The organism is Tenebrionibacter intestinalis (assembly GCF_016632365.1).
Lineage (GTDB): Bacteria > Pseudomonadota > Gammaproteobacteria > Enterobacterales > Enterobacteriaceae > Tenebrionibacter > Tenebrionibacter intestinalis.
On sequence record NZ_JAEPBH010000020.1, the window covers coordinates 1 to 26174 of the forward strand.

At 54.2% G+C, this 26174-nt stretch carries 19 protein-coding genes and 4 pseudogenes; 6 read left to right on the plus strand and 17 right to left on the minus strand.

Annotation, left to right across the window (positions count from 1 at the left end):
• Positions 1–77: 77 nt before the first annotated feature.
• The 8 genes and pseudogenes from JJB97_RS09025 to xseA form a co-directional block, all read right to left on the minus strand.
• Positions 78–469, minus strand: a pseudogene (locus JJB97_RS09025) (DUF2169 domain-containing protein); the annotation flags it as partial.
• Between the two features lie 15 nt (positions 470–484).
• Positions 485–1825 (minus strand): serine/threonine protein kinase, encoded by a 1341-nt coding sequence (locus JJB97_RS09030; protein WP_238713699.1) that lies wholly within the window; start codon positions 1823–1825, stop codon positions 485–487.
• A gap of 24 nt (positions 1826–1849) precedes the next feature.
• Positions 1850–2065: pseudogene (locus JJB97_RS09035) on the minus strand (hypothetical protein); the annotation flags it as partial.
• Positions 2066–2276: 211 nt separating this feature from the next.
• Positions 2277–3272: a hypothetical protein gene (locus JJB97_RS09040; RefSeq protein WP_238713700.1), complete on the minus strand. Its 996-nt coding sequence runs from the start codon at positions 3270–3272 to the stop codon at positions 2277–2279.
• A 12-nt stretch (positions 3273–3284) separates the two neighbouring features.
• Positions 3285–4220, minus strand: a pseudogene (locus JJB97_RS18755) (PP2C family protein-serine/threonine phosphatase).
• Positions 4217–4522 (minus strand): annotated as a pseudogene (locus tag JJB97_RS09055) (type VI secretion system-associated FHA domain protein); the annotation flags it as partial. The pseudogenes JJB97_RS09055 and JJB97_RS18755, both read right to left, overlap by 4 nt.
• A 108-nt stretch (positions 4523–4630) precedes the next feature.
• Positions 4631–5155: an SH3 domain-containing protein gene (locus tag JJB97_RS09060; protein ID WP_238713701.1), complete on the minus strand. Its 525-nt coding sequence runs from the start codon at positions 5153–5155 to the stop codon at positions 4631–4633.
• Positions 5156–5823: 668 nt separating this feature from the next.
• Positions 5824–7191, minus strand: a complete 1368-nt coding sequence (gene xseA, locus JJB97_RS09065; protein ID WP_238713702.1) for an exodeoxyribonuclease VII large subunit — start codon at positions 7189–7191, stop codon at positions 5824–5826.
• Between the two features lie 168 nt (positions 7192–7359).
• Between xseA and guaB the strand changes: the two genes are divergently transcribed.
• Both guaB and guaA read left to right on the plus strand, forming a co-directional pair.
• The gene (gene guaB / locus JJB97_RS09070; protein ID WP_238713703.1) at positions 7360–8826 is read left to right on the plus strand and encodes an IMP dehydrogenase; all 1467 of its coding nucleotides are present in this window, start codon (positions 7360–7362) and stop codon (positions 8824–8826) included.
• Positions 8827–8902: 76 nt separating this feature from the next.
• Complete coding sequence (guaA, locus tag JJB97_RS09075; RefSeq protein WP_238713704.1) at positions 8903–10480, plus strand: glutamine-hydrolyzing GMP synthase; 1578 nt, start codon at positions 8903–8905, stop codon at positions 10478–10480.
• A 485-nt stretch (positions 10481–10965) separates the two neighbouring features.
• Here guaA and JJB97_RS09080 read toward each other — a convergent pair whose 3' ends face one another.
• The gene (locus tag JJB97_RS09080; protein WP_238713705.1) at positions 10966–11160 is read right to left on the minus strand and encodes a YfgG family protein; all 195 of its coding nucleotides are present in this window, start codon (positions 11158–11160) and stop codon (positions 10966–10968) included.
• Between the two features lie 46 nt (positions 11161–11206).
• Complete coding sequence (locus tag JJB97_RS09085; protein ID WP_238713706.1) at positions 11207–11407, minus strand: hypothetical protein; 201 nt, start codon at positions 11405–11407, stop codon at positions 11207–11209.
• 100 nt (positions 11408–11507) lie between these two features.
• On the opposite strand from JJB97_RS09085, the gene JJB97_RS09090 reads away from it, so the two are divergent.
• A complete protein-coding gene (locus JJB97_RS09090) occupies positions 11508–13721 on the plus strand; it encodes an EAL domain-containing protein (RefSeq protein WP_238713707.1) in 2214 nt (737 codons plus the stop codon).
• Positions 13722–13748: 27 nt separating this feature from the next.
• Here JJB97_RS09090 and ppx read toward each other — a convergent pair whose 3' ends face one another.
• The 4 genes from ppx to purM form a co-directional block, all read right to left on the minus strand.
• Positions 13749–15293, minus strand: a complete 1545-nt coding sequence (gene ppx / locus JJB97_RS09095) for an exopolyphosphatase (protein WP_238713708.1) — start codon at positions 15291–15293, stop codon at positions 13749–13751.
• Between the two features lie 2 nt (positions 15294–15295).
• The gene (gene ppk1, locus JJB97_RS09100) at positions 15296–17356 is read right to left on the minus strand and encodes a polyphosphate kinase 1 (RefSeq protein WP_238713709.1); all 2061 of its coding nucleotides are present in this window, start codon (positions 17354–17356) and stop codon (positions 15296–15298) included.
• 130 nt (positions 17357–17486) lie between these two features.
• On the minus strand, positions 17487–18125 hold the full coding sequence (gene purN, locus JJB97_RS09105) for a phosphoribosylglycinamide formyltransferase (protein ID WP_238713710.1): 639 nt from the start codon (positions 18123–18125) through the stop codon (positions 17487–17489).
• Complete coding sequence (gene purM / locus JJB97_RS09110; RefSeq protein WP_238713711.1) at positions 18125–19162, minus strand: phosphoribosylformylglycinamidine cyclo-ligase; 1038 nt, start codon at positions 19160–19162, stop codon at positions 18125–18127. The genes purN and purM overlap by 1 nt, the downstream gene beginning before the upstream one ends.
• Before the next feature lie 211 nt (positions 19163–19373).
• Between purM and upp the strand changes: the two genes are divergently transcribed.
• The 3 genes from upp (at position 19374) to JJB97_RS09125 (ending at position 22151) form a co-directional block, all read left to right on the plus strand.
• Positions 19374–20000, plus strand: a complete 627-nt coding sequence (gene upp / locus JJB97_RS09115) for a uracil phosphoribosyltransferase (protein ID WP_238713712.1) — start codon at positions 19374–19376, stop codon at positions 19998–20000.
• A gap of 66 nt (positions 20001–20066) precedes the next feature.
• Positions 20067–21350, plus strand: coding sequence for a uracil permease (gene uraA, locus JJB97_RS09120; RefSeq protein WP_238713713.1), 1284 nt, complete (start codon positions 20067–20069; stop codon positions 21348–21350).
• Between the two features lie 99 nt (positions 21351–21449).
• Positions 21450–22151, plus strand: a complete 702-nt coding sequence (locus JJB97_RS09125; RefSeq protein WP_238713764.1) for a DnaA inactivator Hda — start codon at positions 21450–21452, stop codon at positions 22149–22151.
• 212 nt (positions 22152–22363) lie between these two features.
• Here JJB97_RS09125 and arsC read toward each other — a convergent pair whose 3' ends face one another.
• The 3 genes from arsC to JJB97_RS09140 all read right to left on the minus strand — a co-directional run bounded on the left by arsC (position 22364) and on the right by JJB97_RS09140 (position 26023).
• Positions 22364–22720, minus strand: coding sequence for an arsenate reductase (glutaredoxin) (gene arsC / locus JJB97_RS09130; RefSeq protein ID WP_238713714.1), 357 nt, complete (start codon positions 22718–22720; stop codon positions 22364–22366).
• Between the two features lie 14 nt (positions 22721–22734).
• On the minus strand, positions 22735–24198 hold the full coding sequence (gene bepA / locus JJB97_RS09135; protein ID WP_238713715.1) for a beta-barrel assembly-enhancing protease: 1464 nt from the start codon (positions 24196–24198) through the stop codon (positions 22735–22737).
• Between the two features lie 280 nt (positions 24199–24478).
• Positions 24479–26023 carry a methyl-accepting chemotaxis protein gene (locus JJB97_RS09140; RefSeq protein WP_238713716.1) on the minus strand — a complete coding sequence of 515 codons (1545 nt, stop codon included), beginning with the start codon at positions 26021–26023 and terminating at the stop codon, positions 24479–24481.
• Positions 26024–26174 lie beyond the last annotated feature (151 nt).

Consider the following 26174-nt stretch of genomic DNA (forward strand, 5'->3'; position numbering starts at 1 on the left):
TGCTGGTTTATTAGCGCTGAGTTTGTGGGGATCCCTCAGAGCCCATGCGGGTTTTCTTCAGCGTGCCGCCCGCCTCAGGCCCGGCTCCAATCAAGGCGCATTTTATCAAATGGGGCTGCCGGAGTAGGATGGTTGCCTGCCCAATAGCGATCGCCGATTATTAACAGCGTTTTGCTCAGTTCGCCTACATCAATACGCATCGGGCAGTGGGTTTTATCGTCCTGGTGACGCGTGTACGCATAGCCTGTTGCCAGATATTCGGCGCAGGATTTAGGGATGGATAAATCCACGACGCCGCCGTTGGTCCGTAGCTCTTTTTCGGCAAGCCGCCAAAGTTCCATCTCCGGGCGTAACCTGGGCTTCTCGCTCATGTCCGCCAGCGCCATCAGCGCTACGCCCAGTTGGTTCTGGCGCGCCAGCCGAAAAGGCGGTTCAATACGCTCAGGCGTAAAGGCTTAATATTTTTCATGGCGTTCCTTTGCCGTTATGGCGTGATAAACCAGGTGCCGGGATGTGCAATGGTGATGCTCTGGCTGCGTGTCGCGCCATCTTTTTGCACGGCAAACGTATACTGGCCGGCCTTCAGGCGTAGCTTAAGAACATTGTCCGAGCCGGGCGCGCGTTCGTAGGGGCTGGCGTTAATAAGCAGCCTGCTTGCTTCGCTAAGGCGCAGATAAACCAGAGCGGTCGCCTCGCCGCCGCTAAGCGCCGGGGCGGCGACAGGGGGGACGTCTGATGAATTCAGCATATTTTTAAGCAGCATCCCGCCCAGTGTGAGACCCGCTATGGCGCAAACGGCAATCATCGCTGGCAGGCGATAGCGTGCTATCCTGGCCGCTATCCGCGCTGGCTTTTCGCGCGCGGCCGTGAGCGGTGCGGTAGGGCGCGGGGTCTGCTCCGGCGCTTTTGCCAGCGGTTCCACTTCTTTTACCGGCAGCGTCAGCAGTTCGGCGAACGCATCCACGGAACGAGGCCGGTCTTCCGGCCGTAGCGCCAGCGCGCGATCTATGGCCTGTAACAGCGCCGGCGAGTAGCCTTCCGGGCGCAGTTTATTTAACGGAACATAGTTATCCTCTATGCTGCGTATGACGCTAACCGGCGGCGTTGCGCCGGTTATCAGGGTATACAGCACCGCGCCCAGCGCGTAGATGTCGGTCCAGGGGCCTTGCTCATTATCATTGTCGTCGGTGTATTGCTCAATTGGCGCGTAGCCGGGGCGCAGCATGGTTTCGGTTTCATCGGCGATATTGCTGATGATGCGGCGCGCAGAACCGAAATCCAGCAGTATCGGCAGGCCGTTTTCCTGAATCTGAATGTTATCCAGCGAAATATCGCGGTGCAGGTAGCCGCCGTTGTGCAGGGTTTTGATAGCGCCCAACAGTAACGGCAGCATCTGGCGAATCCAGCTTTCGTCAAACTTGTCCGGATAATGTTGCTTCAGGCGGGACAGCGTCATACCGCTGTAAAACGCTGTAGCCATATACGCTGTGTCGTTTTCCACCCAAAAGCGCAGTACGTGCAGCAGGTTAGGATGATTAAACTGCGCCAGCAGGCGCGCTTCCTGAATAAAACTGTTTAGCCCGGCAATAAATGCCTTACTACAGCGCTGGCTGCGCAACACCAGGGCGTTGTTATCGCCGCGCAGCGCCAGTGATACAGGCATGAACTCTTTAATAGCGACATTACGCTCCAGTTGACTATCCCAGGCGCGGTATACAATGCCGAAGTCGCCGCCGCCGATAACTTCCTTGATTTCAAGTTCATTGAAGCGATATCCCAGCGGCAAAGCGTTGGGTACGTCCTGATTTTGCGTCCGGTGGGTCATGTTAGCTACTCTCTGGCGTTAAGGTTATGCGGTAAACAGACACTGAAAGGCGTCCTGTTCAAATGTGATAGGCAGATGGCGGTATTTTTCATCGCGCGTTCCGGCGCTCAGCAACTGGCGGCTCATTTGCGGCAAAAGCGTGTTTGTCAAAATGGCATCAACCATACGCCCGCCGGACTCCACTTCGGTGCAGCGCGCTACAATCTGCGCCGTCACGCTGTCGTCAATGCTGGCGGCGATAGTACGAAGCTGGCCGCGCGCCAGCGCCAACCAACTTTTTAGCTGCGTCAGCGCGCGCGACCAGTCGCCGCTCAGGCATAAAAGCTGGGCCAGCGCTGTGCGAAGATCGGCGTTGGTCGGATGAGCGGTAATGTCGTTTTCCAGACGTATCCTTGCCTGTTTAAGTGAAGCGTCGCCCGGCAGTTGGTTTAGTGTTCTCATTACAATTTCCCTATTCCCGCGTTTTCCACGCGTTGGCAGCCGGATCGCGCAACTGCGGCTGTAGCGTCTCGATAAGCAAAAGACGTTGGCGCACGCCAGCGGGTAGCCAGGCAGTCCAGTAATCGCGCGCGCGTTTTAGTTGTTCGTTCATTAGTTTTACGTTTTGCGCGGTTTTCGCCGGCATTTCCACGGCAATGGTTCCCTGCGCCTGCCAGCCGTTCAGGGCCGGAATATAGGGTAAGATCATCCAACTTTGCAGGTTTTGGCGGCTGGCGAGCACCAGGCGTTCGTTGTTGGCGGAGACGATGGACAGATCGTCGAGGTTGCCGTTATCCGCCAACCCCAGCAGAGTAAAGCCGTTAATGAAGGTAGCCGGCAGCGTTTTCTGCTCGCCGTTGTCGCTTTGTAATACGATGTTGCGGCGCCCGTGCAGCCAGCGGCGGGTTTCACAGTCACCATCGTTGCCATCAGGGATAAACCAGCCTGAGATCATATTGCTGTCCTGCCAGTACACGCGCAGGATGCAGCCATCCTGCAGGCGAAACTCCTGCCAGGGGCGATTATCGGCAAGGGGAGAGACGGCCTGAGAAACGGGCGCCGCCGACGGAGCAGCCGGCGCGTTTGCGGGCTGGGGGGCGTAGGCCTGCTCCTGTAACTGCACGTTTCGCCAGCCGTTGCTGGCGCTGGCGCTGCCTGTCGCAAGACTTATGCCGCGGTTATCGGTAAGCCGCCAGGTGAGCGTGTCGAGCTTGCTGCATTGGCTGCGCAAAAGCGAGCCCAGACGAGGCATGAAGGTGTTGAGTACTTTCGGGTTTTTATTCTCTTTTGCGACGATACGCAGCGTCACATCTGTTGTGCACCAGCTTTTAACGGAACTGTCTTTGATGTCATCTATCCAGACGTCCAGCTTTTGGGAGGGCGATTGCACAATACGGTAGTTTTCTGCCGCTGCGCTGAGGCTGTTTGTGGCCATTAATAACGCAAAACCTGAGAGCCAGTATTTCATAACGATCCTTGATTAATCACGTGAAGAGAGAAACTGCACGGCATCTGCCGGAGCATGCAGTAGCGTGGTGTCCTGGGGCGACCCCATCCAGACGGCCAGGGCGCTGTAGTTGTCCTGTTTGTTCTGACTGACGTCGTTATTTTTAATAAGCGCCTGTTGCATTAGCGTCAGCCACTCCTGCGGCGTGGTGACAAGGTGCAGCGACTGCTGCGTTTCAGGTTGTTGACAAAGAAGGAAAAAACGGGGTTTTTCCTTCTTTGTAGTAAGCAGGCGATAATCAATGCATTGATTTTCCATGTTTTTTATTGCATTTCATCCATCCTGACAGCGACAGGCTGGGGTTTGTCAGGAGGCTCAGATGCAGTGCGCTTCGCTGAGGCCGTGCCAGAAGCCGTCGGTACACAATAAAAAGGCCTCGCCGTCTTTAACAGGTTTGAGATAGCTGTAACTGGCCTCACGGCTGTTGTCGCTCATCCCTAAGGCAAAATAGAGCAGGTTGCTGTTAATGCCGTCTGTATCGTGACCGGCGTTTTTCATTTGTTGCACCAGGCTGTGAGCGGTGGTGACGTGACGCAGCCAGCCGCGACGAAACAGATACAGGCGGCTGTCGCCTGCATGAGCGCAGTACGCCAACGGGTCATCCCTGTCGATAAACAGGCTAACCAGCGTTGTGCCCATGCGGGCGTAAACTGGCGAGGCTTTTTGCCCGGCGCGGATCGCCTGATTGGCCTTGTTAACTTCCTGGCGCACGTGACGCAAATTCAGATGGCTTTCTGCTTCGAAGTGGGAAACGATGCTTGCGCAGGCAATTTTTGCGGCAACTTCGCCGCCGGGAGCGCCCGCGATACCGTCGCAAACTACAAAACAGGCGGCACGGGAGCCAGGGATTTCACTCAGGTGATCCTGATTGCAGGCGCGCGCGCTCAGCGATGCTGTAGTGATATTCATGCTTTATCCGCTCCGCTTTGTGAACCTTTGTACTGATTAACTTCCATGTCGTAAGCGTGCAGAAAGGCCTCGCCGAATAGCGTATGGAAACCATCTTCCATTTCGCCTGCGGTCTGGGCGTAATGGCGGGTGAAATGTTCTCAGAGCGCGGCCTTACGGCTATTGAGCAACGACAGACGGGATAGTGCGCCGTGCTGTTTTGCCTGCGCTTCACGTTGCTCAGGGTTTAAGGATTGCAGCATGGCGGCAATAATGGCGCGAATGGCTGCGATCATGCCGAGCTGGCGCGCCTGTAAATCAATGCTGCGAGGTCAGGAAAAATTCACCGCTAATAACAATAAAGTGTACCAGCGACGATAATGCACCTCGATATTGAGAACGCATGTTGTGCCCGCCAGGGGAATTTGTAATTAATCGATAATCCAGGTGTTTTCGTTGGCCTTTTTACAAGCCTTGCTGTTGTCACCTAGCGTTACGCAAATATTTTTAACGGCCTTTTTGTTTTTACTGCTTTTGCGTATGCGGCGCGAATCTTTGCGTACGGTATCGGCATAAAGAGAACTTTTGACGACGGCGCGTAAAGGCACGTAGCCTATCAGTTCCTGTTGGCCTTTATCCGCAAGCGCTATCCAGAAGTGCTCTACCTGGCCCAGCGCGACATAGGTTTCGCCGTTTTCCAGCGTGCGGACGATTTTACCGCCGAAATCCGGCTCGCTCATTAGTGATGCCGCATAGAGAGCGCGGTAGTCTTCATTTATAGGCGTAAAAGTTTGCGGCGGCGTAATGGCATAGCGATGCGTCAGCGTTACGCCATCCACCAGGCTTGTGACCAGCGTGTCATCGGTCAAAGGTTTTGTTTTTTGACATCCAGCCAGCGAAAAAATAAGCAGCAAGGTGATAAAAAGCGGTTGAATATTCTTTATGGCGTTTTCCATTTCAATTAGCCTTCCTGAGGGTTTGATACTTTTACAACCTTTTTCTCTGTGCGAAAAACTCAATGAGAAAAGTTTGTGAAATTTTCTTAAGGGCATAGCTACCGCAAGAGCTTTACAGGCAAGCCCTGGTTGGTAAGTAAATGAATTAATCGCATACGTCAAGCGCAGGATGCGATAGTTGGAGAATAATATCAATAGTTATAATAATGAAACTAATAACGCCTGGCGGTATAAGAGAAGCGCGTATTGACCGCTGTTAGTTTTTTACCTGGCATAAGGGCGTTTTAATTTAAAACTACTGTTAGTGCCGATTATTTGCTGAATAAGAAGTGGTTTAATTTAACGTTGCCCGAAAAACCAGTAAGGCGATTAACCCAGGCCAGGGAGGAAATATTATTTATATCTAAATTATATATTTTGATCCAGATTAACTGATTAAGGTATTCTCCAGGCTTTTTTATTCTTTTTATAGCAAAAATTCTATCAATCTCGCGAAGACGCGGGAAAAATACAGCCGGTTTGCCGTTTTGATTTGCGCCTGGCGGCAGGGTGTATGCTGGATGAATAGTGTGTTAAATACCGCAAGCGTTCACCGGCAGGGCGGCGAGGCGCCGGTGAACGTGCGGCATTATCGATGGCGGTTTATCTCCCGCAGGTTAGCCGTAGCGCTAAGATTTACTGCGTGCTTTTTTGATGGGCTTTACGCTGATAACGTTGCTAATAACCCAGCCGTCAGTCAGACGGGTAGTCAGATTGTCGCCTGTTTTTATCTGCTTTGTTTGCTTGAGTACCTGCCCGTTGGGCGCAGAGGTCACACTGTAGCCGCGCGCAAGCGTCGCCAGTGGGCTGACGGCTTCAAGATGGGCGAGAGCGCTGGCGAAACGTTCGCGTGCGGCGCTAAGACGCTGGCTAGTCAACCGGGAAAGATGATATTCAAGCTGTTGCAGGCGAGCGTTGGCGTGGTGAATGCGCGCGTAAGGCTGCTGCTGATCGAGCCTGCGGATCTGGCGCTGCAGGCGATTGAGCGCCTGGCGTCGCGCATTTTCCTGCGCGGCATTCAGGCGCTGGCGTAGCTGAAACAGGGTATTTTGCTGGCGCGCCAGCCGCAGATGCGGATGCTGCTGCTGCAGACGGTGATGCAGCCGGATAAAGCGCTGGCTTCGCCCTGAAAGATAATAGTCCATCGCCATTTCCAGCCGCTGCTGCTGGCTGTGCAACTGGCGCAGCAGTTCAATTTGATTGCGGCTGACGATTTCAGCCGCTGCCGAAGGCGTGGGCGCGCGCAGGTCGGCGACAAAATCGGCGATAGTGATGTCAGTTTCATGACCTACGGCGCTGACAACAGGAATTCGGCTGGTAAAGATAGCGCGCGCTACCCGTTCATCGTTAAAACTCCACAAATCTTCCAGCGAACCGCCGCCGCGTCCAACAATCAGTACGTCGCATTCGTTGCGCAGGTTTGCCAGCTCAATAGCGCGCACAAGTTGCGCCGGCGCCTCGATGCCCTGTACTGCGCTCGGGTAGACGACCACCGGCAGCGACGGATCGCGCCGCTGCAATACGTGCAGGATATCGTGCAGCGCCGCGCCGGTTTTTGAGGTAATTACGCCAATCTGGCGGGCCGGCGCAGGCAGCGGCTGTTTGTGCGCCGCGTCAAACAAGCCTTCGGCGGCCAGCCGGCGCTTCAGTTGTTCAAACTGCTGTTGAAGGAGGCCTTCGCCTGCCGGCTGCATCGTTTCGACAATAATCTGATAATCGCCGCGTGGTTCGTAGAGCGTGACGCTGGCGCGCGCCAGTACCTGCTGGCCATGTTCAGGGTGAAATGTAACGCGCCGGTTAGCGTTGCGAAACATGGCCGCGCGTACCTGGGCGGTATCGTCTTTGAGCGTAAAATACCAGTGGCCGGAAGCCGGGCGGGAAAAATTGGAGATTTCACCGCTGATCCACACCGTACCTATCTCGTTTTCAAGAAGCTGACGTACCGACTGATTAAGGCGGCTGACGGTAAAAATGGCGGCAGACAGTGAAGAAGACATGTGAGCTGGATCAAAATCCCAATCAGCAGGTTATTCGCCTGATACTACCGCTGTGGCGAGTAAAGGCAAGTTTTTTGATAAAAGATGTAGAAGCAACCGATTTCCCCCTGTATAATGCCGCGGCAATATTTTATCCATTCCATCACCCCTCAGGTTGAGATATTGCCCATGCTACGTATTGCTAAAGAAGCACTGACGTTTGATGACGTTTTGCTCGTTCCCGCACATTCCACCGTTCTGCCTAACACCGCCGATCTCAGCACGCAACTGACAAAAACGATTCGCCTGAATATTCCTATGCTTTCTGCTGCAATGGATACGGTGACGGAATCCCGACTGGCCATTGCGCTGGCGCAGGAAGGCGGCATCGGCTTTATCCATAAAAATATGTCGATTGAGCGCCAGGCGGAAGAAGTGCGCCGCGTTAAAAAACATGAAAGCGGCGTGGTGACCGATCCGCAAACCGTTCTGCCTTCCACAACGCTGCAGGAAGTGCGGGAACTGACCGAGCGTAACGGGTTTGCGGGATATCCGGTAGTGAATGCTCAGCATGAGCTGGTGGGCATTATTACCGGGCGCGACGTGCGTTTTGTAACCGACCTGAGCCAGCCGGTAAGCGCCTACATGACGCCGAAGGAGCGCCTGGTTACCGTACATGAAAATGAAGCCCGCGACGTTGTATTATCCCGTATGCATGAAAAGCGTGTAGAAAAAGCGCTGGTTGTTGATGAAGGCTTTCACCTGCGCGGCATGATCACGGTTAAAGATTTCCAGAAGGCGGAGCGTAAGCCAAACGCTTGTAAAGACGAACATGGCCGCCTGCGCGTGGGGGCTGCGGTTGGCGCGGGCGCCGGTAATGAAGAGCGTATTGACGCGCTGGTTGCCGCAGGCGTTGACGTGCTGCTGATTGACTCCTCTCACGGTCATTCTGAAGGCGTGCTGCAACGTATTCGCGAAACGCGCGCGAAATACCCGCAATTACAGATAATTGGCGGCAATGTGGCAACTGGCGCAGGCGCCCGCGCGCTGGCCGATGCCGGCGTGAGCGCGGTAAAAGTGGGAATTGGCCCTGGGTCTATCTGCACAACCCGCATTGTGACCGGCGTGGGCGTGCCGCAGATAACGGCGGTTTCTGACGCCGTTGAAGCACTGGAAGGCACCGGTATCCCGGTTATCGCAGACGGCGGCATTCGCTTTTCTGGCGATATCGCCAAGGCTATCGCCGCAGGCGCCAGCGCCGTGATGGTCGGCTCTATGCTGGCGGGCACTGAAGAATCGCCGGGGGAAATCGAGCTGTATCAAGGGCGCTCGTTCAAGTCTTACCGCGGTATGGGATCGCTGGGGGCGATGTCTAAAGGCTCCTCAGACCGCTATTTCCAGAGCGATAACGCCGCTGACAAACTGGTGCCGGAAGGTATTGAAGGCCGCGTGGCGTATAAAGGACATTTGAAAGAGATTGTTCACCAGCAAATGGGCGGTTTGCGCTCCTGCATGGGGCTTACCGGCTGCGCCACCATCGACGCTTTGCGTACTAAAGCAGAATTTGTGCGCATCAGCGGCGCGGGTATTCAGGAAAGTCACGTTCATGATGTGACCATTACTAAGGAATCGCCAAACTATCGTATGGGTTCCTGATGTTTATTCGCCTGACGCATTTACTACGCGCCAGGCGCCTTTTTCTTAATTGCTTTTTGCCTCGGAATTAGCGTCAATGACGGAAAATATTCATAAGCACCGCATTCTTATCCTCGATTTTGGTTCCCAGTACACTCAGCTTGTCGCGCGCCGCGTGCGTGAACTGGGGGTCTACTGCGAACTGTGGGCATGGGACGTTACAGAAGCCCAGATTCGTGAATTCAGCCCAAACGGGATAATCCTTTCCGGCGGCCCGGAAAGCACCACTGAAGCCAACAGCCCACGCGCGCCGCAGTATGTTTTCGACGCGGGCGTGCCGGTGTTGGGCGTGTGCTACGGCATGCAAACGATGGCAATGCAGCTTGGCGGCCACGTTGAAGGTTCAAACGAGCGCGAATTTGGCTATGCGCAGGTAGAAATTAAAACCGACAGCGCTCTGGTACATGGCATTGAAGATGCGTTAAGCGGTTCGGGTAGCCCGCTGCTGGACGTATGGATGAGTCATGGCGATAAAGTGATGGCCATTCCGCCGGGTTTTGTAACCGTCGCCAGCACTGAAACCTGTCCGTTCGCCATTATGGCCAATGAAGAAAAGCGCTTTTACGGCGTGCAGTTCCACCCGGAAGTGACCCATACTCGCCAGGGGCTGCGTATGCTTGAGCGCTTTGTGCGCGATATTTGCCAGTGCGACGCGCTGTGGACCCCGGCAAAAATTATCGATGACGCCGTTGAGCGCATTCGTGAGCAGGTGGGTCAGGATAACGTTATTCTCGGTCTGTCCGGCGGCGTGGACTCCTCTGTGACCGCGATGCTGCTGCATCGCGCCATTGGCGAACGTCTGACCTGCGTATTTGTGGATAATGGCCTGCTGCGCCTGAATGAAGCAGAGCAGGTGATGGATATGTTTGGCGATCGCTTCGGGCTGAATATTATACACGTTCCGGCTGAAGCGCGTTTTCTGAGTCAGCTTGCCGGTATCGACGACCCGGAAGCCAAGCGTAAAACCATCGGTCGCGTTTTTGTTGAAGTGTTCGATGAAGAGGCGCTGAAGCTTGAAGATGTGAAATGGCTGGCGCAGGGCACGATTTACCCGGACGTGATTGAGTCTGCCGCTTCGGCAACCGGCAAAGCGCACGTGATTAAATCTCATCATAATGTAGGCGGTCTGCCAAAAGAGATGAAGATGGGGCTGGTTGAGCCGCTCAAAGAGCTGTTTAAAGACGAAGTGCGTAAAATCGGTCTTGAACTGGGGCTGCCTTACGATATGCTCTACCGCCATCCGTTCCCGGGCCCGGGCCTGGGCGTGCGCGTGCTTGGCGAGGTCAAAAAAGAGTATTGCGATCTGTTGCGCCGCGCGGATGCCATTTTTATTGAAGAACTGCGTAAAGCCGATCTCTACGATAAGGTAAGCCAGGCCTTCACGGTGTTCCTGCCGGTGCGTTCTGTTGGCGTAATGGGCGATGGCCGCAAGTATGACTGGGTTGTTTCGCTGCGCGCGGTGGAAACCATCGATTTTATGACCGCGCACTGGGCGCATCTGCCGTATGATTTCCTGGGCCGGGTATCCAATCGTATTATCAACGAAGTTAACGGTATTTCCCGCGTTGTTTATGACATTTCGGGCAAGCCGCCAGCGACAATCGAGTGGGAGTGATAGCCCGGCGCAGGAGAGACAGAGTCTGATATAAAAACCCGCCAGGCGGGATTTTTGCTACTGAAAATAGACGCTGATACGTGCGACGTCGGTACGAACTGTCAGCAAAATAAATTTATTGTTTTTCGACTGTTAGCGACAAGGAGGACAAAGCATGGCTTTGTCCTCTTTGTCATCAAACGGCAAACCCGCCAGGCGTTTTTTAAGTCCCGCTCCCCCGGTATGAAACCAGTTACTTTGTCACTCTCTTATTTTAATTACGTTAAGGCTACGCTTCGCCGCTATTAACGGAGTGTGGCGGCGAATGCGCTATTTTTGTTTTTACTGTGGGGCGTGAAAAAAGATATGACAGAACTAAAAAACAGAAATGCCGCTGGCATTAATGGCCAGGTTGCTCCCTGTATTGTGCCGTTTTGCCGGAATATGAGTGAAACTCAGGCGATAACGCACTGCTTACGTGGGAAAACAGGTGCAGACGAAAAAGGCTACCGCGATACGCTATCTCGCTCAAGTACAAGGCTTAGCTGTTGGGTATTGTTTTTATTCTGATACTGATGCCAGGCGCTCACAGAGGAGTAGACGAAACGCCCAAAGAAAAAGAGAAAGCTGATAAGTAACACAATATGCGTCATCCGGCTATTAAAACGGCTGCGATTATGCACCCCTGGAGGTTGTGACACACGGAACTCCTTTAAGCAGGCCCGACAAAGCGGGCAACGGAAAAATTTAGCCATACTCCGGGTGTAAGGTCAATTCTTTGATGCGTAAAATTCCGTCAACTTTATCTAAACTTTTCAAATACTGCGAATTATTCCTGTTAGCCCTGCGTTGGGCAAAATATAATGGGGGCAGGTTGACGTCAGAATGTGGGCCTAAGAGTTGATCTAAATCAGATACTACTTTTGTTGCCTGACTAAAATCAGCCATCCATTCCGGTGCAAACGTATGGTTCGCCGGTAGCAACAGTCAGGTTGGATGCCTGCCTTAAAAACGTCGCCAGGGAAACGGTATTGTCCAGGGACACATCATGCAGTGGTCTGACTGGTATCAGAAACACAAAAATCGCTGGTGGTGCCTGCCGTTAATTCTGCCGATACTGCTGCAACCACTGGCCGTGCTGTGCAACGTATATACCGAATTGCATGGCGTCAGGGTTGTATTATTTTATATGCCGCCAGCGCTGATGATGGCGCTAATGCTGCTATACGGCTGGGCCGCGTTACCGGGTATCGCCGCAGCGTTGGTTATACGCTATCTCCCTATGCGCGGCGAAGTTGATGCGATTGCCTCGGTTTGTCACTATCTTTTTACCTGCATAATTAGCTGGGGCGGGTATCGGCTGTTTGTACCCCGGCGTAACGCAGTCAGCTTTGGCTATATGCCCCTGAGCGCTGCGCGTTTATTTTGGCTGGTTTTCTGTCAGGCTACAATATTTTTTGTTATTTATCAGGGGCTTATAATATTTGAGTTTTACTCTGCCCGAGCCAGTATGTTGGGCGAAGATCCGTTGCAAGTCAGCACGCTGATTAACTATCAAAGCCAGTTAGTGAGCAGCCTGGTCGGCATACCTTTTTTCTATTTTATTCTTCGCGCGCTACGCCACCCTCCCTTTGCCCGCCATTTCATCTCCCGTATGCGTATGCAGTTCCATGCGCACTCCAGCCAGATGGAAGTGGTGTTATGGCTACTGATACTGCTGGGGCTGGTGAGTTTGATGCTGTTGCCGCTGAGCGACCACAGTACTATTTTTAATACCAACTACACGCTGACGCTTATGCTGCCGGTAATGCTTTGGGGAGCAATGCGCTTTGGTTTTCTGTTCATTATCCCGGTATGGACGCTGGTGCTGATTATTCTTAGCCACTATTACTATCGCTATCTGTTGCCCGGCGATAAATACGATGTGCAGATGGCGATTACCTCGTCGTGTTATGCGGTCTTTTCCTTCACTATCTACTTAATGGCGGAAATGACTACTCACCAGCGCACAATTTATGAAAAGGTGCGTAACGCGGCCTTTATCGACCCTGTCGTACAGATGCCGAATTTGCGGGCGTTAACGCGCGATCTGAATTTTTATTCCAGTTCCACGCTGTGCTTGCTGAATTTCTCTGAGCTTGATTTGCTGGGGCAGAATTACGGCGTTCTAATGCGCGTGAGCTACAAACAACAGCTTGCCAATGGGTTGCAGCGCTCGCTGCAAAATGGCGAATCGCTCTACCACCTATCGAACAAAGAGTTGGTGCTGCGCTTAAGCGGCGAGTCAGGTAAAACGCGGGTTGAAGAGTTATACCAAAAAATTCGCAGTTTCCGTTTTCTGTGGGACGGCAGGGCAATGCAACTGCAGGTGGGAATGAGCTATTGCTATGTGCGTTCGCCGGTCAGCCACCACTATTTATTGCTCGGTGAACTGGGAACGATGGCTGATTTTTCACTCAGCACTAATCGCCCGGAAAGCCTGCAGGTAAGCGGCGCTCGTCATGTACAAAACGTTGTAAAGCAGAAGGTTTATATGATGAACCGCCTGCAAAAGGCGCTTGATGATGACGGGTTCCAGCTTATGGCGCAGCGGGTTGAAGGTATTCGCGGCGACGGTTTTTATGAAATCCTGCTCAGAATGAAGAATGATGATGGCTCGCTGGTGAAACCAGACCATTTTCTGCCTATTGCTCATGAATTTGGATTATCGTCGCGTATTGATAGCTGGGTGCTGGAAAGCGCGCTTGAGTTTATTTCTAAACACCGTGAAGCGCTGCCCGGTATTCGTTTCTCCATTAATCTGACCCTGGCGTCGGTGTGTCGCGCACACTTTGCGACGGAAGTGTATGAGCTGCTTCAGCGCTATGATGTTCAGGCATGGCAACTGATGTTTGAAATCAACGAAAGCAGCGCCTCATCGAATATGGCGCTGGCGAATCAGACTATTTATCAGCTTCGCCAGCTTGGTTGCCGCATTGCGATCGATGGGTTTGGCACGGGTTATGCGAGCTATGTCTGTCTGCGGGAAATGAATGTCGATATGCTGAAGCTGGACGGCAGCTTCATACGTAATATTGCCTCAAGCAGCGTGGATTATCAGCTAGTGGAGTCAATCTGCCAACTGGCGCGCATGAAGAAAATGCAGGTGGTTGCTGAATTTATTGAAACACAGGATGTGCTGAACACGGTAAAATCAATGGGCATTGACTATATGCAGGGGCATCTTATTAGTCATCCCAGGATGCTGGAAAGCCTTGTTTGACGGCGGGCGGCATACCACCCGCCTGCGTCAGCTTCCGTTAACGGGGCTTGCTTCTTCTTCCTCTATAGACAGTTTCCAGCCGTCAATCGCCTCCCAGTATTTTTGCTCACGCTCTAAATCCAGCAGCACCAGCGCATTCTGGCTAAACCAGGCGTGCGGGAAACGCAGCGTCCAGTGGAGATCGTCTGTTTCCAGCGCAAGCGTAGGCGGCGTTGTGGTTGCCTGTCGCTGGTTGTTGAGCAGCACGCCAAGGCGCAGTAGCTTAATCAGCGGGATGAACTCTTTTTTGCGAAACTGCGTGAAGCGTGGAATATCGTCGAGCTTAATGCCTTTGCGATGAAAGCGCACCAGCGTTGCCATCATTAGTTGCTGCTCCTGGGTAAAGCCTGGCAGGTCGCTGTGCTGAAGAATATAGGCCGAATGGCGATGCATGGCGCTGTGGTTAATGCTCAGGCCCACTTCGTGCAGCATTGCTGCCCATTTCAGCAGCGCGGCCATCTGAGCATTGACGCATTTAGGGTGGCGCGCCCGCCACTGTTCGTACATATGTAGCGTGGTTTCCAGCACGCGTTTTGCCTGGTCGGCGTCAATGTTGTAATGGCTGGCAAGGCTTCTGGCCGTGCGGATGCGCACATCCTGGTGGTGAAAGCGGCCTTCCATTTCGTAAAGCACGCCTTCGCGCAATGCGCCGTCCGATAACCGCAGCTCTTTAATGCCAAGGGAATCAAAAACGCCGCACATAATCGCCAGCCCCGGTACAAATACCGCTTTGCGCTCATCGGAAAGCCCCGGCAGGTTGAGTGCGGCGAAGGATTTATGCGCCAGCACCGCCGTACACAGTTTATCCAGCCGCTCTGGCGTAATAAGGCCGTCTTTTTCCCCCATCGCCAGTAAAATTTCATGCGCGGCCTTAATGGTGCCGGATGCGCCCAGCGCCACGTTCCAGCCCTGAATGCGAAACTGCCATGCCAGGTTTTCCAGCTTTTGCACCGCAGCCAGCCGGGCGCGGCGAAAGTTCTCGCTGCTGATGATGCCGCCCGGGAAGAAGTTTTGCCCAAAGCTGACGCAGCCCATGCGCCGGCTTTCCACCAACTGCGGTTCAAAGTTTTCACCGATGACCAGTTCAGTGGAGCCGCCGCCGATATCGATGACGAGCTTGCTGCCACGCTCAGGCTGGGTATGCTCCACGCCCATAAAAATCAGGCGTGCTTCTTCATTACCTGAAATTATCTCAACAGGATAGGGAATCACCTGTTCAGCGCGGCGTAAAAATTCCTGCGCGTTGGTTGCTTCGCGTAGCGTGTGGGTGCCCACAATACAGACGCTGGATGCGCTAAACCCTTGCAGGCGCTCGGCAAATAGCCCCAGGCAGGCGAGGCCGCGCGCCATCGCCTCCTCGCTTAGCCTATTGTTAGCATCCAGCCCGTCGGCCAGGCGTACGCGCTGCTTAAGGCGGCCAATAATTTGCATGGCGCCGTCCACCACCCGGGCAATGACCATATGGAAACTGTTTGAGCCGAGGTCGATTGCAGCAAACTCCTGCGGCCTTGGGGTAGGTTGTTTAATCGGCATGGTTATTCGGGCTGTTCCAGAGATTTGATGTAATCATAAATTGCCAACTGCGCACGCACTTTACGGCGATTGCCGCGCGGTACGTAACGGTTGCTGAGTTCCTTATCCACGATCCGCGCTTTTACGGTGTCGCTAAACAGAATGGCGATAATATCCAGCACGCGCTGTTTAAGCAGCGGATCGAGCAGCGCCACGGCGACTTCGATGCGGTAGTCGATATTGCGCGTCATCCAGTCGGCGGAGGAGAGAAACACTTTTTTATCGCCGCCGTTTTCGAAAATATAAACCCGATCGTGTTCGAGATAGCGATCGACGATGCTGATAACGTGAATATTGTCGCTGATGCCGTCAAGCTGCGGAATCAGTGAACACATGCCGCGGATCAGCAAATTTACCGGCACCCCGAAGCTCGATGCGGTGTACAGGCGGTCAACCAGGCCCTTATCGACCAGATTATTGAGCTTGAGCGTGATGCCGCACGCCAGCCCCTGTTGAGCGTTGGCTATCTCTTTGTCCACCAGTTCATAAAGCAGGCGGCGCGAGTTTTGCGGCGATACCATCAGGTAATCGAAAGTGACGGGCCGGTAAGGGTTTTCAATGAAGTTAAATACCCGGCGCACTTCGTTAGTGATACGCGCATCGGCGGTAAGCAGCGAATAATCGGTATAAAGGCGCGCGGTTTTTTCATTAAAGTTGCCGGTGCCGATATGGGCGTAACGCACCACTTCATCGCCTTCTTTGCGCGATACCAGAAAGAGTTTGGCGTGAATTTTTAACCCTGGCGCGGAGAAGATAACGTGTACGCCTGCTTCGGTCAGACGACGCGCCCAGTGAATATTGGCTTCTTCGTCAAAGCGGGCCTGAAGTTCCACCACCACGGTAACTTTTTTGCCGTTGTGCGCCGCGTGGATCATGGACTCAATAATGCGAGAATCTTTCGCTACGCGGTAAATGTTGATTTTGATGGCCAGCACGCTGGGGTCGAACGATGCCTGACGCAGCAATTCCAGCACGTGCTCAAATGTGTGATACGGGTAGTAAAGCAGCACATCGCGCTCGCGAATGGCGTCGAAGCCGTTGCGGAATTTATCAAACCAGATATGGCGCAGGCGCGGCAGCGGTTTATTCACCAGATTAGCTTTACCCACGTTTGGAAAGCTGATGAAGTCTTTAAAATTATGGTAGCGCCCGCCGGGTACAATGGAATCCAGGCGTGAAATAGAGAGTTTATTACGCAGCATTTCCACCATTGCATCCGGCATATCACGCTGATAAACAAAGCGTACCGGCTCGGCGGTCAGGCGCTGCTTGAGGCTGGAGGACATCAGCTCCATCAGGCTGGATTCCATTTCATGCACCAGATCGTATTCCGCGTCGCGGGTCATCTTCATGGAATAGGCGTTCAGCGAGTCGTAATCAAAGAAGCCGTTAAAGATATCGTCCAGGCAGTATCTAAGGATATTATCCAGCAAAATCATTGGTTTGCGTCGGCGCGGCGTTTCCGGCGGCAGGTTGACAAAGCGCGGCACTTTGTCCGACGGTATTTCCAGCAGGGCGTAATGAATATCGCTGCCGCGCACAATCTCCACCGCCAGATAGGTGTAATCATCTTTTAAAAACTGCACCAGATCGGTTTCACGGACGATGAGGATAGGCGTAATGTGCGGGCGCAGATACTGCTTAAAGTAATGGCGAAGCCAGGTTTGCTGATTAGGCGATAGCTGGCGTTCGTTAATCAGGAAGATCTGGTTGCGCGCCATTTCGAGCAGCAGGTCATTATAGAGGGTATCGAACTCCTGATCGGCTTTTAGCACCCGAGTCTGAATTTTGTTCAGCAGATGGCGAGGGTGAGAGTTGGAGCCCTGTTCTTCGCTGATAATAATGCGCCGCTTTAGCTCAGCGAAACGCACTTTATAAAATTCATCCAGGTTATTGGAATAAATGCCGAGAAAGCGCATGCGCTCAATCAGTGGATTTTGCTTATCCGCCGCTTCCTGGAGTACGCGCTCGTTAAAGGATAACCAGCTTAGTTCTTTTTCGATATAGAGCTTTTCCTGACCCATTACGACTCACACTCCGATTTATTGATCTCGGGACGTGGTAATTCCGCCTCGCCGCTATTATGGCGAGCAAAGGTGGGCGTTGTCCAACGGTGAAAAACGCGCTCTTTTATAAAAGGCGAGAGCGAAAGGATTAGTCGGCGGCATAGCCCTGCGGGGGCAGCGGCTGGCCATCGAGCCAGGCTTCATTGCCGCGCATTTCCAGGCGATCGTCCAAAAACCAGCTTACGACCAGCGGATAGATAGCGTGCTCCTGATGCCGCACTCTGGCGGCGATAATGGCCTCATCATCGCCTGCGAATATCGGCACGCGAGCCTGCAGGATTACCGGGCCGCCGTCCAGCTTGTCGGTAACGAAATGTACGGAAACGCCGTGCTCTTTGTCGCCATTTTCCAGCGCCTGGCGATGCGTGTTCAGGCCAGGGTATTTTGGCAGCAGTGAAGGATGAATATTGAGCAGGCGGCCACGGTAATGCGCCACGAACGCTGGGCTAAGAATGCGCATATAGCCTGCAAGCACCACCAGATCGGGCGTGAAGACGTCAATTTGGCGCATCAGCGCCTGGTCGAAGGCCTCACGCCCGTCAAAGTTGGCGGGCGCCAGGACGTGAGCGGGGATATTTGCCTGCCTGGCGCGCTCAAGGCCAAAGGCGCTGGCGCGGTGGCTGAATACTGCGCTAATGGTGCCATTGATACGCCGCTGTTGGCAGGCATCAATTATCGCCTGAAGGTTGCTGCCGTTGCCGGAGATAAGCACCACGATATGTTTCATTACTTAATGACCACGCGCTGTTCAGAATCAGAAGCCCTGATAATACCGATCTTCCACGCTTTTTCACCCAAACTGTTAAGCAGTTCAATAGCCTTATCCGCGCTGTCGGCGGGCAGGGCGATAACCATGCCTACGCCGCAGTTAAAGGTACGATACATTTCATGTCGATTGACGTTGCCCGCCTGCTGTAGCCAGTTGAATACCGCCGGCCACTGCCAGGATGCTTCATCGATCACGGCCTGGGTGTTTTCCGGCAGCACGCGCGGAATATTTTCCCAGAAGCCGCCGCCGGTAAGATGCGCCACGGCGTGGACGTCAAATGACGCAATCAGCGACAGTACGGACTTGACGTAGATGCGCGTCGGCGCCAGCAGGTGGTCTGCCAGCGGCTGGCCTTCCAGTTCAGTAATAAGCGGATCGTGGCCGCTGAGGTTGATAATTTTGCGCACCAGCGAATAGCCGTTGGAGTGTGGGCCGCTGGAGGCCAGCGCCACCAGCACGTCACCGTCGGCAACGCGGCTGCCGTCAATAATTTCTGATTTTTCTACCACACCCACGCAGAAACCGGCCACATCATAGTCTTCGCCGTGATACATACCGGGCATTTCCGCCGTTTCGCCGCCGACCAGCGCGCAGCCGGATTGCAGGCAGCCCTCGGCGATGCCGCTGATAACGCTTGCCGCTGTCTCTACGTCCAGTTTGCCGGTGGCGTAATAGTCCAGGAAAAATAGCGGTTCAGCGCCCTGAACCACCAGATCGTTTACGCACATCGCAACCAGATCGATACCGATGGTATTGTGACGCTTCAGATCCATCGCCAGACGTAGCTTGGTGCCCACGCCGTCGGTACCGGATACCAGCACGGGTTCGCGGTATTTTTGAGGCAGCGCGCACAGCGCGCCGAAGCCTCCCAACCCGCCCATGACTTCCGGGCGGCGCGTTTTCTTCACTACGCCTTTAATGCGATCGACCAGGGCGTTTCCGGCATCAATGTCAACACCGGCGTCTTTATAGCTAAGAGAGGTTTTTTCGGTCACTGCAAAGTCCCCACGCGGTTGGGTAGATAGAAAACGCGGAGATTCTAACAGTCCAGGCAAACGTTTGCGAGCGTCATATTCGGCGACAGCGGAAATCGCTGCTCTATACTCACATCGGGTCGCCTTGATCCCTGTCGTATGGCGCGCAAGGAAAAAAGCGGTATAATCCCGCGATTTTTTTTGTGGTTGCCGCATTCGAGGAGAACAGCGCATGAAAGTAGTGGTAGTAAAACACCCGCTCGTAAAACACAAACTGGGCCTGATGCGTGAAAACGACGTCAGCACTAAGCGCTTTCGTGAACTGGCCTCTGAAGTCGGCAGCCTGCTGACGTATGAAGCAACCGCCGATCTGGAAACAGAGAAAGTAACTATCGAAGGCTGGAATGGCCCGGTGGAAATCGACCAGATAAAGGGCAAAAAAATTACCGTAGTGCCTATCCTGCGCGCCGGTCTGGGCATGATGGAAGGCGTGCTGGAAAACGTGCCAAGCGCGCGTATCAGCGTGGTGGGCGTGTATCGCAATGAAGAAACGCTTGAGCCGGTGCCGTACTTTCAAAAACTGGTTTCCAATATTAATGAACGCATGGCGCTGGTGGTCGATCCGATGCTTGCGACCGGCGGCTCGATGATCGCCACTATCAATTTACTGAAAAAAGCGGGCTGTAGCAGCATCAAGGTGCTGGTGCTTGTGGCGGCGCCGGAAGGCATCGCGGCGCTGGAAAAAGCGCATCCGGACGTAGAGCTTTACACCGCTTCCATTGATCAGGGGCTAAACGAACACGGCTATATCATTCCGGGCCTTGGCGATGCCGGCGATAAAATATTCGGTACAAAATAATAAAAGCAGCCGGCTTCGAAAGTCGGCTTTTTTTTGATTTTCTTAATTACATACAGAGGATGAATTATGACGCGCCGCGCTATCGGGGTGAGTGAACGACCGCCGCTTTTACAGACAATCCCGCTCAGTTTGCAGCATCTGTTTGCGATGTTTGGGGCGACCGTTCTGGTTCCGTTTCTGTTCCATATCAACCCGGCTACCGTACTGCTGTTTAACGGTATCGGCACGCTGCTCTATCTCTTTATCTGTAAAGGTAAAATTCCGGCATATCTCGGTTCCAGCTTTGCGTTTATTTCGCCGGTAATATTGTTATTGCCGCTGGGTTACGAGCTGGCGCTTGGAGGATTTATTTTGTGCGGAGCGCTATTTTGCCTGGTGGCGCTGATTGTGAAAAAAGCGGGCACCGGCTGGCTGGATGTGATGTTCCCGCCCGCGGCGATGGGGGCGATCGTTGCGGTAATCGGCCTTGAGCTGGCGGGCGTTGCCGCTAACATGGCGGGCCTGTTGCCAGCAGACGGCCAGGCGGCGAGCGGAGTTAATATTACTATTTCGCTGGTAACGCTGGGCGTGACCGTATTCGGTTCCGTACTGTTTCGCGGTTTTCTCGCTATTATTCCTGTTCTCATCGGCGTGCTGGCGGGTTATGCGCTGTCTTTTGCAATGGGCGTGGTTGATGTCACGCCTATCCGCGAGGCCAGTTGGTTTGCATTGCCGACGTTCTACACGCCGCGCTTTGAGTGGTTTGCCGTGCTGACCATCCTGCCGGCGGCGCTGGTGGTTATTGCTGAGCATGTCGGTCATCTGGTTGTGACGGCCAGCATTGTGCAAAAAGATCTGGTGCGCGACCCGGGGCTGCATCGCTCTATGTTTGCTAATGGCTTATCTACCGTGTTCTCCGGTTTCTTCGGCTCGACGCCGAACACCACTTACGGCGAGAATATCGGCGTAATGGCGATTACGCGAGTGTACAGCACCTGGGTTATCGGCGGGGCGGCCGTTTTTGCCATTTTGCTTTCCTGCGTCGGCAAGCTTGCGGCGGCGATTCAGATTATACCCGTACCGGTCATGGGCGGCGTGTCGCTGCTGCTGTATGGCGTGATTGGCGCGTCCGGCATCCGCGTGCTGATAGAATCCAAAGTAGACTACAGCAAAGCCCAGAACCTGATTCTGACTTCAGTCATTCTGATTATCGGCGTCAGCGGCGCGAAGGTGCATATTGGCGCTGCGGAGCTCAAAGGTATGGCGCTTGCGACCATCGTCGGCGTGCTGCTCAGCCTTATCTTTAAGCTCATCAGCGTACTGCGCCCGGAGGAAGCGGTGCTCGATCCGACCGATCGCGATAAAGCCTGATTGCGACAATAACCGGGCGGTGCGATCCGCCTGGTTCTCTCCACTGCCAGACCTGTGTTAAACTCAGCGCGTTTTTTGCAAGCTCAAGCTGAGGTCCCTCTGAACACACCGGCGCAGCTCTCACTGCCACTTTATCTTCCCGACGATGAAACGTTCGCCAGTTTCTGGCCGGGTGATAACCCCTCTTTACTTGCCGCACTGCATAATGTATTGCATCAGGAACACAGCGGTTATCTTTATTTCTGGTCACGCGAAGGCGGCGGACGCAGCCATTTGCTGCATGCGGCATGCGCCGAACTTTCTCAGCGTGGCGAAGCCGTGGGCTATGTGCCGCTGGATAAGCGCACCTGGTTTGTGCCGGATGTCCTGGAAGGAATGGAGCAACTGGCGTTGGTGTGCATTGATAACATTGAGTGCGTGGCCGGGGATGCGCAGTGGGAGATGGCGATTTTCGACCTCTATAATCGTATTCTTGAATGCGGACAGACGCGCCTGCTTATTACCGGCGACAGGCCGCCGCGCCAGCTTAATCTACAGTTGCCGGATCTCGCATCGCGGCTTGACTGGGGGCAAATTTACCGCCTTCAGCCGCTTTCCGATGTCGATAAACTCCAGGCGCTCCAGTTGCGCGCGCGCCTGCGCGGTTTTGAACTGCCGGAAGACGTGGGACGTTTTTTGCTCAAGCGTCTCGATCGTGAAATGCGCACGTTGTTTACCACGCTCGATCAGCTCGATCGCGCCTCTATTACCGCTCAACGCAAGCTCACTATCCCATTCGTAAAAGACATTTTGTTGCTCTAGGCGGGATGCGGCATCGCCGCCTGTCGCGCTGTATATAACGCTTCGCCGCCGCATGCTGGCCCGCCAGCCGTTACGCCAGTAGGCGTATCTATCTCAATAAAGGTTGCACGTTGGCTGATGGCGCGCGACAGGGCGGGCTTGCCGCTATCGCGGGCGCCGATAATGTTGATTTGTTATGGCCTGCAAACGGCGGCCTGTCCGCAGGGCGCGGGCTACAGGATTTCCAGTACCCGCTCCGGCGGGCGGCCGATGCGCGCCTGGCCGTTTGCCACAACAACCGGGCGTTCCATAAGCCCCGGGTTGTCCGCCAGAGCCTGAATCAGCGCCTCTTGCGTTAGTGCGGCCTCGTTCAGGCGAAGCTGCGTATATAAATCGTCCTTAGTACGCATCAGTTCACGGGCGCTATTCATGCCCAGCATATGGAGCAGTTTGCGGATATCGGCGGCGTCTGGCGGCGTTTCCAGATAGAGAACGACCTGCGCTTCGACGCCGTTGTTATGCAGCAGATTTAACGTTTCGCGGCTTTTTGAGCAACGTGGGTTATGATAAATGGTCACTGGTGCGGACATACTTTCTCCTTAAATTAACTTTTCTGGTACTGCCTGAAGCGCTGTTGCAAACGGCGTAGCTGATCGATACGGGCATCGTAACGCTGCTGTTGCAGGCTGCCGGTTTTGACCAGCGAACTGGCGCTGCTGAGCGTGGTTATCGCCTGGTCAAGCTGCCCCTGGAGCGCTAATAGCTCAGCGCGGGCGGCCAGCTCCTGATCGCGGTTGTTAAGCGCCGCTTGCGCCTGTGCGAGCAAGTCCCATCCGTTAGTATCATCGGGGTAATTAAAGGTGTAACGATTAAGGAGGGTCACCGCCGAACCGGGTTGGTCGCCCTGTAGACAGGCGTTGGCAAGGTTAATTTGCAGCACAGGATTATTACGCAGCGCTTTTGCCGCGCGCAGGCGCGCAATGGCGTCGCGGGCTTTTTTCTGACCAAGATCGATATCGGTGGACAGATCGAGATACCACGGGTTATCCGGCTGGGCGCTTAGCAGCGGCTGTAGCAACTGTCGCGCCTGGGCATGATTGTTGTTCTGCATTGCCAGCAGGGCGCGGCCATACTGCGCGGCGCGCTGCTGGCGCAGATTGCCTTTGGCCAGTTCGTCAAGCAAATCGCTCGTAAGCTGATTTTTCCCGGCGTTATACATGCCCAGTACGCGTACTTTCGCCATGTAAAAATCTTCTGAAGACTGAACAACCACAGGGCGCATCTGGTTGGCGCGGTTGCGGGTATCCGCCAGGCGGTTTTCCGGTAGTGGGTGCGTCAGCAGAATTTCCGGCGGCCGGCTTGAGTAGCGCGCCTGATCCAGTAATTTGTCGAGAAAGGTCGGCATTGCCTGGGGATCGAACCCAGCCCGCTGCAACACCTGGATACCGATGCGATCCGCTTCCTGCTCATTTTGCTGAGTGAAGCTTATCATTCCCTGGCGTGTGCCTGCCAGTGTGCCGGTGAGCGCCGCCATACCCGCCTGCGGGTTTGCCATTGCCAGTAGGATAGAGCCCAGCGCGCCGACCCAGGTGAGCGGCGCGCTACGCTTCTGATCTTCCATTGCGCGCGCCAGATGACGTTGGGTCACATGAGAAATTTCGTGCGCCATAACCGAGGCCAGTTGGCTTTCATTATCGGCGTAGCGAAACAGCGCCGAATGCAGCACAACGTGGCCGCCAAAAAAGGCGAAGGCGTTAATTTCGTCATTATTAATAAGGTGGAAGAAAAAAGGCGTGCGTACTGAGTTGGCATGGTTTACCAGCCGCATGCCGAGCTGGTTAATGTATTGATTGAGCAACGGGTCGTTAATCAGGGGGGCGCTGGCGCGTAGCTGGCGAATATAAAAATCCCCCATCTGATTTTCCTGGGCGATAGACAGCGTGCTTGCGGCCGTTGTGCCTATATCCGGCAGGCTGTCTGCGGCGTCAGCGAATACCGGCGCCGCCTGGCCTGCGATAACGGTAGTGATGAGGGCGGCGACCAGCGTTTTTCTCAACTGCCTGAACATAGCCTCGTATCCTTTGTATTTAACGTCATTCTGAGACAAGCCAAAGGAGGGCAGGGTTCGGCTTGTCGGCAACAGGAGTGTAGCCGGGGAGCGGGCGCGAATAAAGTTTTACAGCGGCTTCGCGACCGGAGTGTACGTAGAGTGAAATGCGGCTATCTGTGTTGATACCGGGCAGGGCAGGCCATCGCCGCAGAAGATGGCGGGAATATTACATCCGGGGCGAGAGGGACGCAGCGCTGCTGCCGGTATGGCGTAACCGGGCAACGTCCTGTGCGCATATTTAACGAAACACAGAGATAGCTTCGGCCAGTCGCCTTGCCTGCTCGTGCATTTTCAATGCTGCCAGCGCGTTTTCCTGAACCCGTTGCGCGTTGTGTTGGGTCAGGTTGTCAAGCTCTTCCACCGCCTTGTTGACATTCGCCAGCGCCTGCGTTTGCCTGACGGTCGCGTCGCTAATTTCGGCAATGAGCGCGGTGACGATTTTGATTCGTTCAACGATTTCATCCATTCTGCCACAGGCTTCTTTTACCCCTGAGCTGCCTGAATTAACCTGTGCGGCGCTGGTTTCCACCAGATGTTTAATATCGCAGGCGGCGCTTGCGCTGCGTTGTGCAAGCTGGCGTACTTCATCCGCCACGACGGCGAACCCCTTGCCCTGTTTTCCGGCGCGGGCAGCCTCGACGGCGGCGTTGAGTGCGAGGATATTGGTCTGAAAAGCAATACCGTCGATGATGCTGATGATACTGGTAATTTCCTTCGCGCTTTCGATTATAGCCGTCATGATCCCGGCCATGTTATTTATGGCCTGGCCGCCGTCGATCGCGGCATTGCGGGTTTCGTGCGATAATGCGTCCGCTTGAGCGGTTTTGCCGGTATTGCTTTGCACCGTTTGTAACATTTGGTGCATTGCCGCGACCGTCTGTTCAACATTGCTGGCCGCACGGTGGGTATGCTGGTTTAACTCTTCGTTAGTGGTACGTAATATGTCTGAGGTCTTCAGCACGCTCAGCGCCTGGGCGCTGACGTCATCGACCAGCCAGCGAAACATCAGCCCCAGTTGATTGACGGCCCGCAGCGTCATGCCAATTTCGTCTACGCGTTCGATATGCTCCGTGCGTGAATAATCCCCGGTGACGACCGCCAGCGCCTGGCGCCTGAGTCGTTCTATCGGGCGGATTATCTGGGCTTCAAGAAACAGCGCGGCGATAAAGAGTATCAGCCCCGCCAGCGTGGTAAAAAGCGCCGCTGAAGCGGCGCTGGCGCACAGCACTGCGCCAGCCAGCGCGCTCAACGCCAGCAGGCAAAAGAATACGCTGCGCAAACGCCAGCGCAGGGGCAGGGTTTTTAGCAGCGAGCGCCAGCGCATAATTCCGGTGCGAACCACCACGCCCTTAAAAAAAGCGACGCCTTTTATCTTGCCGTTGCGCAAATTATCATAAAACTGCTCCGCTTTTTTGATTTCTTCATCGCCGGGCCGTATACGCACCGACATATAACCTTTCAGGACGCCGTTTCGAATCACCGGTACGACGTTTGCGCGCACCCAGTAATGATCGCCGTTTTTACGCCGGTTCTTTACCAGGCCCGTCCACGGTTCGCCCTGTTTGAGGGTGAACCACATATCGCGGAAGGCTTCGCGCGGCATATCGGGATGACGCACAATATTGTGCAGCCGATCGGTAAGCTCCTGGCGGGTGTAGCCGCTGACGGCAATGAAATTGCTGTTGGCGTAGTTAATCTTGCTTTGCGGGTCAGTGGTAGACATCAACGTGATATCTTCTGTGAACACATATTCCTGCTGTGTTACCGGGCTGTCCATTTTCATTAAAAAGCTCCTGTACGAAGTCGACAGGTACTTTATCGGCAGGTATATTTATTCCCTTTTATTTCAATTAGTTAAACTGTGATGGCGATCTTTTTTTGATTCTTTCGCGCCATTAACCGCCAGTAAACCCGCGTTATCGACGACTGTATGA

Coding starts and splice junctions, on each gene's coding strand:
- JJB97_RS09030 (WP_238713699.1), bottom strand. CDS start 1,825: ATGACCCACCGGACGCAAAATCAGGACGTACCCAACGCTTTGCCGCTG.
- JJB97_RS09040 (WP_238713700.1), bottom strand. CDS start 3,272: ATGAAATACTGGCTCTCAGGTTTTGCGTTATTAATGGCCACAAACAGC.
- JJB97_RS09060 (WP_238713701.1), bottom strand. CDS start 5,155: ATGGAAAACGCCATAAAGAATATTCAACCGCTTTTTATCACCTTGCTG.
- xseA (WP_238713702.1), bottom strand. CDS start 7,191: ATGTCTTCTTCACTGTCTGCCGCCATTTTTACCGTCAGCCGCCTTAAT.
- guaB (WP_238713703.1), top strand. CDS start 7,360: ATGCTACGTATTGCTAAAGAAGCACTGACGTTTGATGACGTTTTGCTC.
- guaA (WP_238713704.1), top strand. CDS start 8,903: ATGACGGAAAATATTCATAAGCACCGCATTCTTATCCTCGATTTTGGT.
- JJB97_RS09085 (WP_238713706.1), bottom strand. CDS start 11,407: ATGGCTGATTTTAGTCAGGCAACAAAAGTAGTATCTGATTTAGATCAA.
- JJB97_RS09090 (WP_238713707.1), top strand. CDS start 11,508: ATGCAGTGGTCTGACTGGTATCAGAAACACAAAAATCGCTGGTGGTGC.
- ppx (WP_238713708.1), bottom strand. CDS start 15,293: ATGCCGATTAAACAACCTACCCCAAGGCCGCAGGAGTTTGCTGCAATC.
- ppk1 (WP_238713709.1), bottom strand. CDS start 17,356: ATGGGTCAGGAAAAGCTCTATATCGAAAAAGAACTAAGCTGGTTATCC.
- purN (WP_238713710.1), bottom strand. CDS start 18,125: ATGAAACATATCGTGGTGCTTATCTCCGGCAACGGCAGCAACCTTCAG.
- upp (WP_238713712.1), top strand. CDS start 19,374: ATGAAAGTAGTGGTAGTAAAACACCCGCTCGTAAAACACAAACTGGGC.
- uraA (WP_238713713.1), top strand. CDS start 20,067: ATGACGCGCCGCGCTATCGGGGTGAGTGAACGACCGCCGCTTTTACAG.
- arsC (WP_238713714.1), bottom strand. CDS start 22,720: ATGTCCGCACCAGTGACCATTTATCATAACCCACGTTGCTCAAAAAGC.
- bepA (WP_238713715.1), bottom strand. CDS start 24,198: ATGTTCAGGCAGTTGAGAAAAACGCTGGTCGCCGCCCTCATCACTACC.
- JJB97_RS09140 (WP_238713716.1), bottom strand. CDS start 26,023: ATGAAAATGGACAGCCCGGTAACACAGCAGGAATATGTGTTCACAGAA.